Here is a 17,651-nt window from a genome sequence, read left to right as displayed (position 1 = left end):
GCACCCTGCGGTAATCCTGATGAGGCAACTGGGTCTGGACGGGCATGATGTGACCATGGCCCTGAAGGAGAAGCTGGAGACCGATCTGTCGGCCGCGATGAAGGCCCGTGACGGCGTGCGCACCCGCACGCTGCGCATGGCGCTCACGGCGGTGAAGAACGAGGAGGTCGCCGGCAAGCAGTCCCGCGAGCTGTCGGACGACGAGGTCGTCAAGGTGCTCGCCCGGGAGGCGAAGAAGCGGCGGGAGGCCGCCACGGCGTTCGATGACGCGGGCCGTGCGGAGCAGGCTCAGGCCGAGCGGGACGAGGGCGTGGTGCTGGAGGAGTACCTGCCCGCGCCACTGGCCGACGAGGAGCTGACCGCGCTGGTAGCGGACGCGATCGCGGCGACGGGCGCGGCCGGTCCGCGTGCGATGGGCCAGGTCATGAAGGTCGTGAACCCCAAGGTCGCCGGGCGTGCGGAGGGCGGACGCGTCGCCGCGGAGGTCAAGCGCCAGCTCGCCACCTGAGCGGCCCCTGGTCGGTCAGGGCGCGCAGGGCAACGGTTTCGTGGGTGCTGCTGCGGCGCATCGTCCCGCCGTCGGCGGAGGCCGCGAGGCGTGGATCAGCGGGGCGGATGAGGGCAAGCAGTGTGATGCCCTGCGCGCGTTCGGGCAAGCCCGTGCGCGTCTCCGAGATCTCGTGGCCGGGACGTAGAAGGGCCCGGCGGATGCCGGGCCCTTCGTGGGATTTACTGGCCCCAAGGAGGGCTGCCGAAGTTCGATGACGGGCGGCCGTTGTCGCGACCGCCGCCTCCCTTTCGGCCGCTGCTCACGTAGAGGATGACGGTGGTGCCGGGGCCGACCTCGGTGCCCGCGTCCGGGGACGTGGAGACGACCGTGCCCTTCGGCTGGTTGGAGTCGACGGAGCCGGACGCCACGCTGACCTTGAGGTCAGCGGCCTTCAGCTTGGCGGTCGCGGCGGCCACCGACAGGCCCTTCACCTTCGGGACGCTGGTGGTGTCGCCGAAGTCGCGGGACGGGGTGTTGAAGCCGGGCGCGGGCGTCCCGGCGAGAGCGTTGCGCATGCTCTGCTGCCACATTCCGCCGGGGATGTCGGCGCCGTATACGCCGTAGACCTTGTACTGCCAGGGGCCGCGGAAGTCCCAGTAGGCGGTGGCGGCGGCGAGCGTCGGGGTGAAGCCGGCGAAGACCGCGCAGGTGAACTCCTCGCAGGTGCCGGTCTTGCCGGCGGCCGGACGTCCGAGGCTGCGTCCCGCGGCGGTGCCCTTGGTGAGGACGCCTTGGAGGATCCCGTTCACCTTGTCGGCGACGGCCGTGTCCACTGCTTGGTGACAGTCCTGTTTGGGCAGTTTGAGCCGCTTGCCGTCCGAGTCGATCACCTCGGTCACCGAGATGGGCGCGCAGTACTTGCCGCGTGCCGCGAAGCCCGCGTAGGCGGCGGCGAGGTGCACCATGTCGATGTCGTTGGTGCCGAGGACCTGGGACGGAGCCGGGTAGAGCGCGTTCCCGTTGCCCTGCTTCAGGCCGAACTTCTCGGCCATCTTGACGGCGTTGCAGACGCCGACGCGCTTCTCAAGCTGGGCGTAGAACGTGTTGACCGAGTGCCAGGTGGCGGTCTTGAGGTTGAAGTTGCCCGCCTCGCTGTCACCCGCGTTGGACAAGGTCCAGTTGCCGCCGCCCGCCATGTCGTTGTCGTACTTTTTGCCCTGGTACGTCCCGGTGTACTTGCAGGGATTGAAGCCGTTGACGCTCGTCGTCTGCGGCGAGTTGATGTTGGTGCTGACCGGGATGCCCTGGTCGAGCGCCTCCGCCAGTGTGAAGACCTTGAACGTCGACCCCGCGGAAACGCCGTTGCCGCCGCCGTGCTGGGCGTCCGCCGGGAGGTTGATCGTGGTCTTGCCCTTGCCGGCGCCGAACTCCTTGCTCAGCCCGATCGCGCGGACCTTGCCGGTGCCGGGCTCGACCATCGCCTCCGCGCCGACGCGGTTCCCGGTGGGCTGGACGGTGCCGCGCAGGGCCTGGTCGACGGCGCGCTGGTCGTCCATGTCCAATGTGGTGCGGATCGTGTAGCCGCCGCGGTTGAGCTTGTTGACCACGTTCTGCCGCTGCTTGGGCTCCATCTCCCAGTACTTGCCGTTCGACAGGATGTTGAGCATGTCGTACTTCACGTACTCGCAGAAGTAGGGCGCCTTGCTCGTCTCGCATCCGCCGACCGGGTCGGTCCGGTTCAGCTGGATCGGCTTGGCGGCCTCCTGGTCGGCCTGGGCCTTGGTGATGTGCTTGAGCTCGACCATCCGGTACAGGACGGTGTCGCGCCTCTTGCGCGCGTCCGTCGGGTTGCGGATCGGGTCGTACGCGGTGGGGTTCTGGGTGATGCCCGCCAGCAGCGCGGCCTCGCCGAGCTTGAGCTTGGACGCGGGCTTGCTGAAGTAGCGCTTGGACGCCGCCTGGACGCCGTAGGCTCCGGCGCTGAAGTAGGCCACATTCATGTAGCCCTCAAGGATCTGGTCCTTGGTCATGCGCTGTTCGAGGTCGAGCGCGTAGCGCAGTTCGCGGAGCTTGCGTCCGACGGTGGGCGCGGTGACCTCGCGGTACTCCTCCTGCGTGGTCGCGCTGTCGACGAGGAGGTTCTTGACGTACTGCTGGGTGAGCGTCGAACCGCCCTGCGTCTGCTCGGACTCGACATTGGACGCCAACGCGCGGATGGTGCCCTTCAGGTCGAGCGCGCCGTGCTCGTAGAAGCGCGAGTCCTCGATGTCGATCATGGCCGTCCGCATGATGGGGGCGACCTGGTCGAGTCGGACGGACTCGCGGTACTTGTCGAAGAACGTGGCGACCGGCTTGCCCCCGGCGTCGTACATCACCGTCTTCTCCGACGGCGGTGTCGTCTTCAGCTGGCTGTCCATGTCCTCGAAGTTGTTCGCGGCGTCGCGCGCGGTCAGGCCCGCGCTCCCGACACCGGGCAGCGCGATGAACGCGACCAGGACCCCCGCGACGACACCCGCAACCAGCAGCCTGAACAGCGTGGAGAGGGCCTTACCCCGATCTGATTTCGCAACGCGCACGGGCTCTAGAGTACGCGGGACGACCAGTGCATTCGGGACAGGTCCCCCGGCGGGCAACATCGATCGACGATCGCGCGTCCGTTCTGTCCCCATCGTGACAACCTGCGCCATGTCTGGCGCGTCAACTACAGGTAACTAGTCCGTTCCGGCGGTATGGCCCCGGTGGGCTATATCGAGAATGGGCCCATCGGGGACTGTTGAATCGTCCCTCGCTTCCGTAAGTTCTTCCCCACGGCTTTCGTTTGGCGGCCTGACGTCCGCGCCCGTCTGGCCAAGGAGCGCAAATCGACACAGACCCTAGGGGAGTGGGGCCAAGATGTGGATCACGGATTGGACCGCCCGCGCCGCCTGCCGTAACGCGGATCCGGACGCCCTGTTCGTGCAGGGCGCCGCGCAGAACCGAGCCAAGCTCATCTGCCGCGGTTGCCCAGTGCGCACGGAGTGTCTAGCCGATGCCCTCGACAACCGGATCGAGTTCGGCGTCTGGGGCGGGATGACCGAGCGGGAGCGCCGAGCGCTGCTGCGTCGGCGGCCGGACGTGAAATCATGGCGCGAGTTGCTGGAGACGGCCAAGGACGAGTACGAGCGATCAGTGGACATCGAGGAGCAGGAACTCGTCGCCAGCTGACCCTTTTGGGTGGTTGATCCGTTCGGGTGGTTGACTCGTTCGGATGGTCGGCTTGGTGAGTCGGTCCGTCGTGAGTCGGTTCGGTTCGTCCGGGTGATCGCTGGTAGCCGGGTGGCGGGAGGTGGCCCGTCCGGCGGAAGGTCTCTGGGCTGGGCAAGGTCTTCAGGCAAGGGCTTAAGAAGCAAGCGCGGCTGCGGGCCTGCACCGTTTGTTGGGTGCGGGCCCGCTGCTGCGTGCTTTCAGGCCGCCTCATGCTGCTCGCTGTCGTTCCCGCGCCACGTTGAGTGATCATCGGTCGGGTTGGCGGGAGGGCTTTGGTGGTGTTGGTGCTTGGTCGAGGCTCGGCCGAGGTGGCAGAGCTCCGGACTTCTAATCCGTAGGTTGTGCGTGAGGGCATCCCTGCACGCTGCGGCGATCGCGAGCCGAACCGTGGTTGGCGCGCCCGCATGAACATCAGCGGCGCCCGCGAAGTGGCGCCGGCTGATCAGCGTCGCGGGACGCATATTCGCAGGTCAGTGCCCTGTTTGGTGGGTCGGTCGAGCATGTTGCTGGACGGTCGTCCGCCGCGATCCCCGCCTCGATGCTGTTTCGGAGTCCCCGCCTTCCCGCACGCCTGGCGGCGGTGGTCCGCCGGTTCCGGCCCAGTGACACCGGACTTCGTCGCAGAGGGTTATCCACAGAACGTCGTTCGACTTACCTTGTCCGGCTGGAGGGCGGACGATGGTGCTGGTCAGACGATGAGAGGGGGAGGTTGCGATGCGACGCGTGTCATGCGGCGGTCGGGGTGGTCGGGGCGGCTAGGTCTTCGCCGACCCTGCGCAGGCCGTCGAGGTCGTGAACGTCCTCGGCCTGTGCCGGGACGGCGGTGACCGGGACGTTCGGGTGCGTGGACGCGAAATGGTCGCGGAGGCGTTCCTCCCGGGCCGCCAACTGCATGCGGTCGGTGTGCAGGCGTAGCAGGGCGGCGGTCAGCCGGTGTTCGCCGCGTTCCTCCAGTGTCTCGGCGGCGGCCTGGCTGCGGGCCGCGGACGGGCTGCCGTCCGCGGACTCGTGGACGCGGTTGACGACGAGCCCGGCGAGCGGCATGCGCTCCTCGGCGAGGCGTTCCACGAAGTAGGAGGCCTCCCGGAGCGCGTCCGGCTCGGGGGCGGCCACCACGAGGAACGCGGTGCCGGGGGTCTGGAGCAGCCTGAACGTCTTCTCGGCGCGCTCGCGGAAACCGCCGAACATCGTGTCGAAGGCGGCGACGAAGGTCTGCACGTCGCGGAGCAGTTGGACGCCGAGCACCTTGTTGATCACGCCGGTGAACATGCCGAAGCCCGCGCTGAGGACCTTCACGCCGAAGCGGCCGCCGGTCTTGGCGGGGGCGGCGAGGATCTTCATGAAGCGGCCGTCGAGGAAGCGGCCCATCCGCTCGGGCGCGTCCAGGAAGTCCAGGGCGTTCCGCGACGGCGGGGTGTCGACGACGATCAGGTCCCAGGCGCCGGAGCGGTGGAGCTGGCCGAGCTTCTCCATCGCCATGTACTCCTGCGTGCCGGACAGACTGGAGGAGAGCGACTGGTAGAAGGGGTTCGCGAGGATCTGCTTGGCCCGGTCAGGGTCGGCGTGGGCTTCGACGATCTCGTCGAAAGTGCGCTTCATGTCGAGCATCATGGCGTGCAGTTCGCCGTCGCCGTCGATCTCGATCTTGCGCGGGTTGTTGTCCAGCTCGGACAGGCCCATCGACTGCGCGAGCCGGCGGGCCGGGTCCACGGTGAGGACGACCACGTCGCGTCCCCGCTCGGCGGCCCGGACACCGAGGGCCGCGGCGGTGGTGGTCTTGCCCACGCCACCGGAACCGCAGCACACGATGATCTTCGTGCGCGGATCGTCGAGCAACGCGTCGATGTTCAGCGCGGGCGGGTTCTTGCCGGTCGAGCTCATCGGTTCGTCTCCCGCGTTCGTGACTCGGCTCCGGTGGAGGGCATCTTTGCGAGCCTCCCGCCGGGCACTCCTGAAGCGCCGCTATGAACAGCGTGGGCCATGAGGGTCGGGACGCGCAGCGCTGGAGCGGCCGGCCTCAGGAACACCGGACGGGAGGGTGCGCCGGGTGGTGCTGTCGCGATCGGCCTTGGGGACGCCGGACGGGAGGGTGCGCCGGGTGGTGCTGTCGCGATCGGCCTTGGGGACGCCGGACGGGAGGGTGCGCCGGGTGGTGCTGTCGCGGTCGGTCTCGGGGACGCCGGACGGGAGGGTGTGCCGGGTGGTGCCGTCGCGGTCGGCGCGAAGGGATCGGTGCAGGTCTTGCGCGGCTCGGCTCGTGCTACGCGCGGTTCGAGGCCGGCGTGTGGGAGGCGAGGGGTGGGGTGGGACGCGAAGGGTCTGGTCCCAGGGGAAGGGGTTGGTTTTGCGAGGGGTACCGGGGTGGGGAGCTGTTCGGGGGTCATGCGGCGCCTTGGGCGCGGAGGGCGGCGGCCAGGTCGTAGAGGCCGGCCAGGTCCATGCCGTCCGTGAGGAGGGGCAGGGTGTAGCGGGGGCGGTCGATCGACTCCAGGCGCTCCTTCTCGCGGCGCTGGAGGGCGGTGCGGCGGGCGTGCTCGACCGCCTCGGCGGCCAGGACGGCGGCGATCGGTTCGGCGTCGTGTTCGAGGCCCGCGGCCTTGACGCCGCGCAGGATCTCGTCGGCGTCGAGGGTGCCGGCGGCGGCCGCGGCGAGGTCTTCTTCGGAGAGGACGGGGGGATGTTCCATATTGATGATCACGCCGCCGATGGGCAGGCCGACCTCGGTGAGGTCGTGGATGCCGTCCATCGCCTCCTGGACGGGCATCTCCTCCAGGAGCGTGACGAAGTGCACGGCCGTCTCGGGGCTGCGGAGCACCTTCATCACGGTGTCCGCGTGGTTGCGGACGGGGCCCATCTTGGCGAGCCCGGACACCTCGTCGTTGACGTTCAGGAACTTCGTGATGCGTCCCGTGGGCGGGGCGTCCATCACGACGGCGTCGTAGATGAAGGAGCCGTCCTTCTTCTTTCGGCGGACGGACTCGCTGGTCTTGCCGGTGAGGATCACGTCGCGCAGGCCGGGGGCGATGGTCGTGACGAAGTCGACGATGCCGAGCTTGGTCATCGCCTTCCCGGCGCGCTTGAGGCTGTAGAACATCTCCAGGTATTCCAGGAGCGCCTCTTCGGTGTCGACGGCGAGCGCGTAGACGTCCCCGCCGTCCGGGGCGACGGCGACCCGCCGTTCCCCGTACGGGAGGGGCGGGCAGTCGAAGAGCTGGGCGATGCCCTGGCGGCCCTCGACCTCGACCAGCAGGACCTTGCCCCCGCCTGCGGCAAGGGCCAGGGCGAGTGCGGCGGCGACCGTGGTCTTGCCGGTGCCGCCCTTGCCGGTGACCACGTGCAGGCGCACGCCGTCCCAGTCGGTGTCTCTCGCGCTCACCTGTACGACCATATCGTTCACTCGGCAAGGACTTTAGGGGGCGTCCTTCCGGATGCAAGTGATCCCTGACACGGTGCGCGCGGCCGTTGTTTCGAGCGTGTTCGCGAGGTTAGCTGGAACTGTGGGCCCGGCTTTTGGGCCGGGCCCGTCTGGGCCCTCTGGGCTCAGGCTCTCTGTACAGAGAGGTGCCCGTGATGGAAGCGGTAGCCCTGGTCATCTTGCTCGTCGTGGTCGTGGGCGGGTTGCTCACGCTGGCGTCGTCGCTCCGGGTCGTCCAGCAGTTCGAGCACGGGATCGTGTTCCGGTTCGGACAGGTGCAGCGGGGCGGGCAGTTGCGTCCGGGGGCGGTCCGCACCCCCGGACTGACGGTGATCATCCCGATCGCCGAGCGCATGCAGAAGGTCAACCAGCAGACGATCACGCTGGGAGTGCCCGCCCAGGAGGGCATCACCCAGGACAACGTGAGCGTCCGCGTCGACGCCGTCGTGTACTTCCGGGTGGTCGACCCGGTGAAGGCGATCGTCAACGTCCAGAACTACGGATACGCGGTGTCGCAGGTGGCGCAGACGTCGCTGCGGTCCGTCATCGGCCAGGCCGACATGCAGGAGCTCCTCGGCGAGCGCGAGAAGATCAACCTGCGGCTGCGCGGGATCATCGACGAGATCACCCAGGACCCGTGGGGCCTGCTGATCGAGCGGGTCGAGATCAAGGACGTGTCGCTGCCCGAGGGCATGAAGCGGTCGATGGCGCGGCAGGCGGAGGCGGAGCGCGAACGGCGGGCCCGGATCATCACCGCGGACGGCGAGTTCCAGGCGTCCAAGCGCCTGGCGGCGGCCGCGGAGATCATGTCGCAGGACCCCGCGGCCCTCCAGTTGCGGCTGCTGCAAACGGTCGTGGAGGTGTCCGCCGAGAAGAACAGCACGCTGGTCATGCCGCTGCCCGTCGAGATCCTGCGCTTCTTCGACCGCGCGGTCGGCGGCGCCGGATCCGGGGCCTCTGGGTCCGACGAAAGCGGCGGGGACAAGCTGGGGCTCGGTGAGCGGCTCGCCAAGGCGGAGGAGGAACTGGCCAAGGCGGCGGAGAAGCCGTCCACGCTGGAGTCCACCGACGAGGTTCCGCCCGTCATCGGGCTGGACGAGCCCAAGCACAAGTCGCAGCACGGGATCGGTTCGCCCGAGCAGACGCCTGAGGTCCCCGGACCATCCGCCGACCAGCCGCGCGGCATCTCCGGCGGCGAGGGGGAGGACCGGCAGAGCTGAGCCGGGGCGAGCCCGGCCGGCCGACGGCCGCCTGGTTCGGGCGGGTGGGCCGGTTCGGCTTGCTCGGCGAGAGCTGGTGAGTCCTGCCGGCTGGGCGGTTGGTCGACGGGGGTGCCAGCCTCGGGGTTGGCGTGGCTTCGGTTCGCTGGGCCCATCCTTGGCTGCTCGCTTGTTCCACTGAGGTGTCGTGAGCAGGGTCGGGCGGGGCGAGAGCTGCTGAAGGTGCCCGTTGGTGTTGCGGGGCTGGGTCGTGTTGCTGGACGTATGCGGGTTTCGCGGGTTGGGGTTGGTGGTGGTGGAGGTGGCGTGTCGTGTGGCTGCTTGGCGGCGTGGGCTGGTTTGGGGGGCTGGTGCATGGAGGGCGGTCAGGGGGCTGGGTTGTGTGGGTTTCTCGGGCTGGGCTTGGTGGTGGCGGAGCAGGTGTGCCGCGTGACCGCGTGACCGCGTGACCGCGTGAGCTGGCTGGGGATCGGCGCATGGAGGGGCGTCGGTCAAGGGGCCGGGGCTGGGTGGTGCGGGATTCGGGTTGGGGTCGGTGGTGGCGGAGGTGGCGTGTCGTGTGGCTGCTTGGTGGCATGGGCTGGCTTGGGGGCCGGTGCATGGAGGGCGGTCAGAGGGCTGGGGCGTGTGGGTTTCTCGGGCCGGGCTTGGTGGTGGCGGAGCAGGTGTGCCGCGTGACCGTGTGACCGTGTGGGCTGGCTTGGGGATCGGCGCATGGAGGGGCGGCGGTCAAGGGGCCGGGGCTGGGTTGTGGGGGGTTCGGGCTGGGGCTGGGGCTGGGACCGGGTTGTGCGGGGGGCGGGCTGGGGTTGGTTGGGTTGGGGGTGGAGTGGTTGGCATTTGGAGGTTGCGGACGCTGGGGACCGCGATCGTTCCCAGGCAGCTCACGGCGACCAGGCAGGCGGCGATCATGAGGGGTGTGGACGAGCCCCAGGCCGACGCCGCCCACGGGGCCAGGGCGTAGGCGACGGGTGCGGCGGCGAGCGAGAGCAGCCAGTCGTAGGACGTCACGCGGGCCAGCGCCTGTTGCGGGACGGTCAGCTGGACGACGGTCTCCCACAGCGGGTTGAGGAGGCCCAGCCCGATGAGGGCCAGGCCGTAGGTGCCGATGACGAGGGGCGCCGGCGCGGCGACGGCCAGCAGGGCGAGGGGGACCGCGAACACCGCGAGCCCCGCGTTCGCGACGAGCACGGGGCGGCGCGGGTGGACCCTGGTGGCCAGGAGGGCGCCCATGACCAGGCCGACCGCGCCGACCTGGACGGTCGCGATCCAGGCCCCCTCGCCGCCGAGCCGCTCCACCGCGAGTGCGGGCCCGAGGGTGAGCAGGACGGCGGACGCCCCGTTCCAGACGGAATGCGCGATCAGGCTCGTCCAGTACCAGTCGCGGGAGCGGACCTCCGACCAGCCCTCGGCCAGGTCCGCGCGGAGCGAGCGGTGCGGGATCGGCACGTGCCGGACGCGGGTCGCCGCGAGGAGGGCGCCGCTGAGGGCGAACGAGGCGGAGTCGAGGACGAACGTCCAGCCGGGGCCGATCGTCAGCACGAACGTCCCGGCCAGGGCGGGGCCGATCAGGCGGGTGGCGCCGTTCGTCGTGCCCAGCACGGAGTTGGCCTTGTGCAGACCGGGCGCCTCCACGGTGCCGGCGACCAGGGGCGAGATGGTCGGCGCCTGGAAGGCCGAGGCCGTTCCGCCGATCACCTGTGCGACGGCGAGGTGCCACAGTTCCGCCCGCCCGCTGAGCAGTTCGAGGCCGGCGAAGAGCTGGGCGGCGCATCCGACCAGGTCCGTGACGAGCGCGACGGTGCGGGCGTTGAAGCGGTCGGCGACGACGCCGCCGATCGGCAGCAGGAGCAGGCGGGGCACCATCGCGCAGCCCAGGACGAGCGCGAGCGCGGACGTGGAGCCGGTCGTCCGCAGGACGGCCAGCGCGAGCGCCGCCGGAACCGCCGCGTCCCCCGTCATGGACAGGGTGCGCGCGGCGAAGAGCAGGCGGAAGTCGCGGCCGTGGAGGGGATGAGCCATGGCGGACAATGTAATTCGTCAAAGAATTATTCGCCAGCGAATTATTCGGCACCGACGGTATGCGGGGAGGGCGCGGGGCCTACGATCCGTGCATGGGGCACAGAGAGGACTCGCGCCGGCACCCCGGGGGCGACGAGCCAGGCGGGGACGTGCGGGATCGGACGGACGCCCATGTGGAGCGATGGATGCCGATCATGCTCGACCTCGACCCGGACATCGAGGGCGCCGTCACCCGCATGGTGTTCTTCGTCGAGCACCTCAAGCGCATCCGTGAGAGGTCGCTGAGCGAGTACGGGCTCCAGCGGCACGAGTACGACACGCTGCACGCGCTCGCCGGGCGGCACGGGCGGGCCGCGCCCTCGGAACTCGCCGCCGACCTCGGGATGGCACCCAACTCGATCACCGGACGGCTGGACGCGCTGGAGCGCCGCGGCTTCGTCCGCCGGACGCCGTCCGCCACCGACCGCCGCCGCGTCGTCGTGGAGCTCACCGAGGAGGGGCGGGCCACCTGGCGCGGCGCGATCGGCGGTGTCGGGCATGAGGAGGAGCGCACGCTCAACGCGCTGGACGCGGAGGAGCGGCGGACCCTTTCCGACCTCCTGCGCCGCATCATGATCCGGGCCGAGCGGGGCTGAGCGGGGACGTCGGCGGACGCGGCGGCTCGGCGGGCTCGGGAAGGGCGGGCGCCGTCAGGGGACCAGGACGAGGCGGCCGCGCAAGGGGGCACCCGACTCCAGCCGGACGTGGGCCTCGACCGCTTCCGCCAAGGGGAGCGTGGCGGCGACGCGGGTGGTGAGGCGGCCCGCGTCCACGAGGGCGGTGAGCTGCGCGAGTTGGGCGGCGTCCGCGCGGATCCACACGTTGTGGACGCGGATCCCGCGCAACGGCAACGGGACGGCCGGGCCTCCGTTCACGGCGACGAAGGTCCCGCCGCGCCGGACGGCGTCCAGGGCGGCGGCCGCCAGGAGCGCCGCGTCCACCGCGCCGTCGACGCCTCCGGGAACCAGGGCGCGGACGGCGTCGCCGAGGTGTGCGCCGCGCGGGACGAACAGCTCGGCGCCCAGGTCGCGCACCAGGGTCTCGTCGTCCGCCGACGCGGTGGCCACGACGCGCAGCCCGCGCTCGGCGGCGAGTTCGACCGCGTAGCCGCCGACCGCGCCCGCCGCGCCGGTGACCAGCAGCGTGCCGCCGGGCGGGAGGTCCAGCAGGTCAAGGGCCTGGAGCGCGGTGAGACCGTTCAGCGGGAGCGTCGCCGCGTGGACGTCGTCGATGGTGCGCGGCGCGCGGGCCACGGCGTCCACGTCCAGGACGACGGCGTCGGCATAGGTGCCGAGGGGGGCGTCGAGGCGGTCCTGGAGCCCGATGACCCGGTCGCCCGGCGTGAGGCGGGTGACGCCGGCGCCGACGGCGTCCACGACCCCGGCGACGTCCCAGCCGATGCCGACGGGGCGGTCGGCGCTGGATCCGGCCATCAGCCCGGCGTCCGCGAGGGCGCCCGAGCGGGTCGCCGCGTCCACCGGGTTGACCGCGGCGGCCGCCACCCGGACCCGCACCTGGCCCGGCCCGGGGGCGGGTTCTTCCACGTCCGCGGCCGTCAGGGCCTCGGGACCGCCGGGTGCGGTCACGGTGAATGCGCGCATGCCAGTGCTCCTGTGTCAGCGGGGATCTGCGTGCGGCCCACTCTCACCGGAACATCACCGGACGGGAAGGAGTTACCGCCAAGTGCGTTCAGCACCCGGAGGTGAGTCCAGCCCATGACCACGATGACGGCGGCGCGGCGCCGGCAGGAGGCGAAGGCGGAGTTCGACGCCTACATGGACGAGTGTCCGACGCACCGCCTGCGCGGCATCATCGGCAACAAATGGAGCTCGATGATCCTGCTGCGGCTGGAGGACGGACCGCGCAGGTACGCCGATCTGGGCCGCGCCCTGCCCGGTGTGAGCGCGAAGATGCTCACGCAGACACTCCGCTCACTCGAACGGGACGGATTCGTGGCGCGGAGCGTGACACCGACCGTGCCGGTCCAGGTGGAGTACACGCTCACGGTTCTGGGCGAACGGCTGATGCCGCTACTCGACGCGGTCCGGCAATGGGCGGACCGCCATATGGGCGAAGTGGACGAGGCGCGCGCGCACTACGACGCGACGCGCACGTAGGGCCGGCTTCTCAAAGCACTTCCAGACGGTGGGTTCGGGACGGTCGGGGACGGGCCGATCGCTAGGGTGATGGCCATGAAGAAGTGGGAGTACGCGACCGTTCCGCTGCTGGTTCACGCGACCAAGCAGATCCTCGACAACTGGGGCCAGGACGGGTGGGAACTCGTCACCGTCCTGCCGGGACCGAACCCGGAGAACCTCGTGGCGTACTTCAAGCGCGAAGTCCAGTCCTGACGCCGACCGCGCGGCGCCGTCGACGAGTCGCGAATCGGGCGGCGCCGGGCGGCGAGGGCTGTGCGAAGCTTGATCGGTGCGTGGGCCGCCCGGCCCGTCGCCGCTGGGGAGGGGAGTGGCCATGAGTACGCCCGAGGAGCGGATCAGCGAGCTCGGACTGGAGATCCCGGAGGTCGCCGCGCCGCTCGCGTCCTACGTCCCGACGGCCCGGACGGGCTCGCTCGTCTACACCGCCGGGCAGCTTCCCCTCGTCAAGGGCGAACTGGCCGTCGTCGGCAAGGTGGGCGCCGGGGTGACCGAGGAGCAGGCGGTCGAGCAGGCCCGGATCTGCGCGCTGAACGCGATCGCGGCGCTCAGGGCCGAGGTCGGCGAGCTGTCCAGGATCGCGCGGATCGTGAAGGTCGTCGGCTTCGTCGCCAGCGACCCCGGCTTCCACGGCCAGCCGAAGGTGGTCAACGGGGCGAGCGAGCTGTTCGGCGAGGTGTTCGGGGAGGCGGGCCGGCACGCGCGCAGCGCCGTGGGCGTCTCCGTCCTGCCGCGCGACGCGGTGGTCGAGGTCGAGGTCATCGCCGAGGTCCGCTGACCGGGTGATCGTCCGGCTTGACGGGAAGACCTGCGGTATGTCCGAATGGCGGGCCATGAGGATCTTGCGGTGCCCGGCCGCGGCCGGTCGGCGATGAGGGGCCGGCGGCTGCCCCGGGAGTTGTGGACGAGGGCCGAGGACGTCCTGTCCGGACGGGTCGAGCCGGCCCCCGCGCGGCCCGCGGCGACGGTCGCCGTGATCCGCGATCATGACGAGCACGGCCTCCAGGTGTTCCTGCTGCGGCGCGTCCGGTCGATGGCGTTCGCGCCGGGCGCCTACGTGTTCCCCGGCGGGGCGGTCGATCCGCGGGACGGGGAGGCGTCGCTCGCCTGGTCCGGTCCGCCGCCCGCCGCGTGGGGGGCGGCGTTCGACGCCGACGAGACGCTCGCCCGCGAGCTGGTCTGCGCGGCCGTCCGGGAGACGTTCGAGGAGAGCCTCGTCCTGCTCGCGGGCCCGACCGCCGAGACGGTCGTGGGCGACACCCGCGGGGACGACTGGGAGGCCGATCGCCAGGCGCTGCTGGATCGTTCCCAGTCGCTCGCGGACTTCCTCGACCGGCGCGGTCTGGTCCTGCGGTCGGACCTGCTCCGGCCGTGGGCGCACTGGATCACTCCGGCGGTGGAGCCGAAGCGCTACGACACGCGGTTCTTCGTCGCCGCGATCCCCGCCGGGCAGCGCGCCGGGGACGTCAGCACCGAGGCCGACCGGGTCGCCTGGGTGCGCCCGGCGGAGGCGGCCGAGCGCGGCCGCACGGGCGAGTGGCTGATGCTGCCGCCGACCGTGGCGACGCTGTCGGAACTGGCCGCGTTCGAGACGGTCGCGGACGTCCTGGCCGCGCCCCGCGAGATCATCGCCTACGAGCCCGAGGCGGAGATCGTCGACGGTGAGGTGTACCTCGTCCTGCCCAGGGACATCGAGCGCTACTACGCCGCGCGATGACGGGCCGGAGCGGTGGAGGCCGGTCCGGCGGGCCGATCGGGTCTCGGGCAGTATGGGGTGGATGAGCGAGATCGACGGGATGGGGACGGAACGGGCGAGGTGCGTACTCGCGCCGAATCCGTCCGCGATGACCTTGGACGGCACGAACACCTGGATCCTCGCCGAACCCGGTGCCGGCGAGGTCGTGGTCATCGACCCGGGGCCCGAGGACGAGCGGCACCTGCGCCGCGTCCTGGACGAGGCGACGGCCCAGGAACGGCGGGTGGCCCTCGTCCTGCTGACCCACGGCCACGCGGACCACTCGGAGGGCGCGGCGACGTTCGCCCGGCTCGCCGGTGACGGTGTCAGGGTCCGCGCGTTCGACCCCCGGCACCGCCTCGGCGACGAGGGCCTGGCCGAGGGGGACGTGATCACCACGGGGGGCCTGGAGCTGCGCGTTCTGGAGACGCCCGGCCACACCGACGACTCGGTCACGTTCTGGCTGCCGGCCGACGGCGCGATCATGACCGGCGACACGGTCCTCGGGTCCGGGACGACCGTGCTGGCGGGCAAGCTGGGGGACTACCTCGGTTCGCTGGACCGGCTGCGGGCGTTCGCCGCGGAGGCCGGGGCCGCCGCGATCCTCCCCGGTCACGGGCCGAAGCTGGACGATCCGCTCGCCGTCCTCGACCACTACATCGACCACCGCCGCCAGCGCCTCGCCCAGGTCGAGGCGGCCGTCGCGGCGGGCGCGCGGACCGCCCGCGAGGTCGTCGAACGCGTCTACGCCGACGTCGACAGGTCGCTGTGGCCCGCCGCCGAGTGGTCCGTCGAGTCGCAGCTGGAGTATCTGCGAACGCGCGACTGAACCGCGTCCGGAGACGAGGGGATTCGCACGACCACGGCTTCGATGGCGTGATCGTGCGGGGGGTGGGGGACGCGGCTACTTGGAGCGCTTGCGGAGCCGGTCGATGTCCAGGATCACCACGGCCCGCGCCTCGATCCGCAGCCAGTTGCGCTGCGCGAAGTCGGCCAGGGCCTTGTTGACCGTCTCGCGGGACGCGCCGACGAGCTGCGCCAGCTCCTCCTGCGTGAGGTCGTGGTGGACGTGCAGCCCGGCCTCCGACGGCTGCCCGAAGCGCTCGGCCAGGTCGAGCAGCGCCTTGGCGACACGCCCGGGGACGTCGGTGAACACCAGGTCGGCCATCACGTCGTTGGTCTTGCGCAACCGCTGGGCCAGGGCGCGCAGCAGCTGGACGGCCACCTCGGGGTGCCCGGTCAGCCACGGCCGGAGATCGTCGTGGCCGAGCCCGGCGAGCCGGCACTCGGTCACCGCGATCGCGCTGGCGGTGCGGGGGCGCGGGTCGAACAGCGACAGCTCGCCGAACATCTCGCTCGGGCCGAGCACGCTCAGCAGGTTCTCCCTGCCGTCCGGCGCCGTCCGGGTCAGCTTGATCTTGCCTTCCAGGACGACGTACAGCCGGTCGCCCGTCTCACCCTCGTTGAACAGCGTCTGACCGCGGGCGAGCCGCACCTCGGTCACGTTGGCGCGCAGCGCCTTGGCGCCCTGCTCGTCGAGGGCCTCGAAGAGCGGGGCTCTGCTCAGAACGTCCACGTCGCGGTCGGTCACGCTTTCTCCTCCTCGAACACCTACATGCATAGTGTGACCTACGTCCCACGGCGGACGTGAAGGTAGGGTCACGGCGCGCCGAAACGCGGGACCGAACAACTACCCTTGCCCTCGTGCCTCGCAACGGTAGTCCCGCCCCCGCGGCGGCGCCCTCCCGGCCCCGCCGGCCCCGGGAAGAGACGCGCCTCGCGCTCGTCCGCCGCGCCCGGCGGATCAACCGCGAGCTCGCCGTGCTCTACCCCGACGCCCACTGTGAGCTGGACTTCACGAATCCACTTGAGCTGTTGGTCGCCACGATCCTGTCCGCCCAGTGTACGGACCGGCGGGTGAATGCCGTCACACCGGCTCTCTTCGCCCGGTACCGGACCGCCGAGGACTACGCCGCCGCCGACCGGGCGGAACTGGAGGGGATGATCCAGTCCACGGGGTTCTTCCGGGCCAAGACGAACAACCTGATGAAGCTCGGGCACGACCTCAGCGAACGGTACGGAGGCGAGGTCCCGGGCAGGCTCAAGGACCTGGTCACGCTGCCCGGCGTCGGGCGCAAGACCGCCAACGTCGTGCTCGGCAACGCCTTCGACGTCCCGGGGATCACCGTCGACACCCACTTCGGCCGCCTCGCCCGCCGCTTCGGCTGGACGGAGGAGACCGACCCGGTGAAGGTCGAGACGGAGATCGGCGAGCTGATCCCCCGCAAGGACTGGACGATGCTGTCGCACCGGCTGATCTGGCACGGCCGCCGGATCTGCCACGCGCGGCGCCCGGCCTGCGGCGCCTGCCCGCTCGCCCGCCTGTGCCCGTCCTTCGGCGAGGGGCCGACCGACGAGGCCGCCGCCGCCAAGCTGGTCAAGCCGGGTCCGTTCTCCTGATGCCATCCGCCCCGACGCCGCCTCCCCCGCCGGTGCCCGCGCCCGCGTGGCCGACGTCCGGTCGTCTCATGCCCCGCCCGGGCGGCTGGAACGCTCCCCGGCCCGTCCCAAATGCCTCACCGGGAAGGAACGCCACCGTTCCGAGGTTGGGACAGCCGTGACCGAGACCCCACTGACCTGCCCGCCGTGGCTCGACTGCTTCCGCGCGGAGGCGCCGCGCATGCCGGTGCCGCCGTTCTTCGAGCCGTCCCGGCAGGCGCGCGCCGCGGCGGTGCTGATCCTTTTCGGGGAGGGCCCGGAGGGGCCGGACGTCCTGCTCACCGAACGGGCCGCCACCCTCAACAAGCACGCCGGTCAGCCCGCGTTCCCCGGCGGCCGCATCGACCCCGAGGACGACGGGCCGGTCGCGGCGGCGCTGCGGGAGGCGTGGGAGGAGGCGGGGGTCGAGCCGTCCGGCGTGGACGTCCTGTGCTCGCTTCCGGAGCTCTATCTGTCCTACAGCGAGCACAGGGTGACGCCCGTCGCGGCGTGGTGGCGGGAGCCGTCCGAGATCGCGCCGGGCCACCCGGGGGAGGTCGCGACGGTGGCGCGGGTGCCGATCTCCGAGCTGGTCGATCCGGCGAACCGGCTGACGGTCCGGCATCCGTCCGGGATCAAGCTGGGCCCGGCGTTCCGCGTCCGCGGCATGCTCGTGTGGGGGTTCACGGGCGCGCTGCTCAACCAGGTGCTGACGGTCGGCGGCTGGAACCGCCCCTGGGACGAGGAGCACGTCGAGGAGCTTCCGCCGCAGGTCGCGAACCCGCGGGGGCGGCGCTAGCCCGCCTCCGGGCCTCCGCCCAGGGCGCTCGGTGTCCGGCAGGTCAGGCGC

17 protein-coding genes are annotated in these 17,651 nt (G+C 71.2%); 11 read left to right on the top strand and 6 right to left on the bottom strand.

From position 1 onward, the window contains the following. Positions 1-19 precede the first annotated feature (19 nt). Positions 20-508, top strand: coding sequence for a GatB/YqeY domain-containing protein (locus KLI87_RS01885; protein WP_246249883.1), 489 nt, complete (start codon positions 20-22; stop codon positions 506-508). A 221-nt stretch (positions 509-729) separates the two neighbouring features. Here KLI87_RS01885 and KLI87_RS01880 read toward each other — a convergent pair whose 3' ends face one another. After that, positions 730-3,066, bottom strand: coding sequence for a transglycosylase domain-containing protein (locus KLI87_RS01880; protein ID WP_214615587.1), 2,337 nt, complete (start codon positions 3,064-3,066; stop codon positions 730-732). Between the two features lie 316 nt (positions 3,067-3,382). Here KLI87_RS01880 and KLI87_RS01875 point away from each other — a divergent pair, with 316 nt between their 5' ends. Next, positions 3,383-3,694 (top strand): WhiB family transcriptional regulator, encoded by a 312-nt coding sequence (locus KLI87_RS01875; RefSeq protein ID WP_156217217.1) that lies wholly within the window; start codon positions 3,383-3,385, stop codon positions 3,692-3,694. A 768-nt stretch (positions 3,695-4,462) separates the two neighbouring features. On the opposite strand, the gene KLI87_RS01870 is transcribed toward KLI87_RS01875, so the two are convergent. Together KLI87_RS01870 and KLI87_RS01865 are read right to left on the bottom strand one after the other, a co-directional pair. Beyond that, a complete protein-coding gene (locus KLI87_RS01870; protein ID WP_156217218.1) occupies positions 4,463-5,617 on the bottom strand; it encodes an ArsA family ATPase in 1,155 nt (384 codons plus the stop codon). 499 nt (positions 5,618-6,116) lie between these two features. After that, positions 6,117-7,112: an ArsA-related P-loop ATPase gene (locus KLI87_RS01865; protein ID WP_308165813.1), complete on the bottom strand. Its 996-nt coding sequence runs from the start codon at positions 7,110-7,112 to the stop codon at positions 6,117-6,119. Between the two features lie 194 nt (positions 7,113-7,306). Between KLI87_RS01865 and KLI87_RS01860 the strand changes: the two genes are divergently transcribed. Beyond that, a complete protein-coding gene (locus tag KLI87_RS01860; protein ID WP_214615586.1) occupies positions 7,307-8,371 on the top strand; it encodes a slipin family protein in 1,065 nt (354 codons plus the stop codon). A 729-nt stretch (positions 8,372-9,100) separates the two neighbouring features. Here the strand turns inward: KLI87_RS01860 and KLI87_RS01855 are convergent. Further along, entirely contained in the window at positions 9,101-10,393 is a 1,293-nt protein-coding gene (locus KLI87_RS01855; RefSeq protein ID WP_214615585.1) for an MFS transporter, read from the bottom strand. A 92-nt stretch (positions 10,394-10,485) separates the two neighbouring features. Between KLI87_RS01855 and KLI87_RS01850 the strand changes: the two genes are divergently transcribed. Further along, complete coding sequence (locus KLI87_RS01850) at positions 10,486-11,028, top strand: MarR family winged helix-turn-helix transcriptional regulator (protein ID WP_214615584.1); 543 nt, start codon at positions 10,486-10,488, stop codon at positions 11,026-11,028. A 54-nt stretch (positions 11,029-11,082) separates the two neighbouring features. Here the strand turns inward: KLI87_RS01850 and KLI87_RS01845 are convergent, their stop codons facing one another. Next, on the bottom strand, positions 11,083-12,033 hold the full coding sequence (locus KLI87_RS01845; protein WP_214615583.1) for an NADP-dependent oxidoreductase: 951 nt from the start codon (positions 12,031-12,033) through the stop codon (positions 11,083-11,085). Positions 12,034-12,147: 114 nt separating this feature from the next. Here KLI87_RS01845 and KLI87_RS01840 point away from each other — a divergent pair, with 114 nt between their 5' ends. The 5 genes from KLI87_RS01840 (at position 12,148) to KLI87_RS01820 (ending at position 15,152) form a co-directional block, all read left to right on the top strand. Further along, the gene (locus KLI87_RS01840; RefSeq protein WP_214615582.1) at positions 12,148-12,549 is read left to right on the top strand and encodes a helix-turn-helix domain-containing protein; all 402 of its coding nucleotides are present in this window, start codon (positions 12,148-12,150) and stop codon (positions 12,547-12,549) included. 75 nt (positions 12,550-12,624) lie between these two features. After that, positions 12,625-12,783, top strand: coding sequence for a DUF4177 domain-containing protein (locus tag KLI87_RS01835; RefSeq protein ID WP_021591512.1), 159 nt, complete (start codon positions 12,625-12,627; stop codon positions 12,781-12,783). 121 nt (positions 12,784-12,904) lie between these two features. After that, positions 12,905-13,366 (top strand): RidA family protein, encoded by a 462-nt coding sequence (locus KLI87_RS01830; protein WP_214615581.1) that lies wholly within the window; start codon positions 12,905-12,907, stop codon positions 13,364-13,366. Between the two features lie 93 nt (positions 13,367-13,459). Further along, entirely contained in the window at positions 13,460-14,305 is an 846-nt protein-coding gene (locus KLI87_RS01825) for an NUDIX hydrolase (protein WP_214616579.1), read from the top strand. A 61-nt stretch (positions 14,306-14,366) separates the two neighbouring features. Further along, positions 14,367-15,152, top strand: a complete 786-nt coding sequence (locus KLI87_RS01820) for an MBL fold metallo-hydrolase (protein ID WP_308165812.1) — start codon at positions 14,367-14,369, stop codon at positions 15,150-15,152. A 75-nt stretch (positions 15,153-15,227) separates the two neighbouring features. Here the strand turns inward: KLI87_RS01820 and KLI87_RS01815 are convergent, their stop codons facing one another. After that, positions 15,228-15,944 carry a Crp/Fnr family transcriptional regulator gene (locus tag KLI87_RS01815; RefSeq protein ID WP_156217227.1) on the bottom strand — a complete coding sequence of 239 codons (717 nt, stop codon included), beginning with the start codon at positions 15,942-15,944 and terminating at the stop codon, positions 15,228-15,230. 83 nt (positions 15,945-16,027) lie between these two features. On the opposite strand from KLI87_RS01815, the gene nth reads away from it, so the two are divergent. Further along, positions 16,028-16,783 (top strand): endonuclease III, encoded by a 756-nt coding sequence (nth, locus tag KLI87_RS01810; protein WP_214615579.1) that lies wholly within the window; start codon positions 16,028-16,030, stop codon positions 16,781-16,783. Between the two features lie 157 nt (positions 16,784-16,940). Further along, a complete protein-coding gene (locus KLI87_RS01805; protein ID WP_374225405.1) occupies positions 16,941-17,600 on the top strand; it encodes a CoA pyrophosphatase in 660 nt (219 codons plus the stop codon). Positions 17,601-17,651: the final 51 nt, after the last annotated feature.

This window comes from Actinomadura sp. NEAU-AAG7 (assembly GCF_018603865.1).
Lineage (GTDB): Bacteria > Actinomycetota > Actinomycetes > Streptosporangiales > Streptosporangiaceae > Spirillospora > Spirillospora litoris.
The sequence above is the reverse complement of the archived record's forward strand: the minus strand, read 5'-3'. Positions and strand labels throughout refer to the sequence as shown.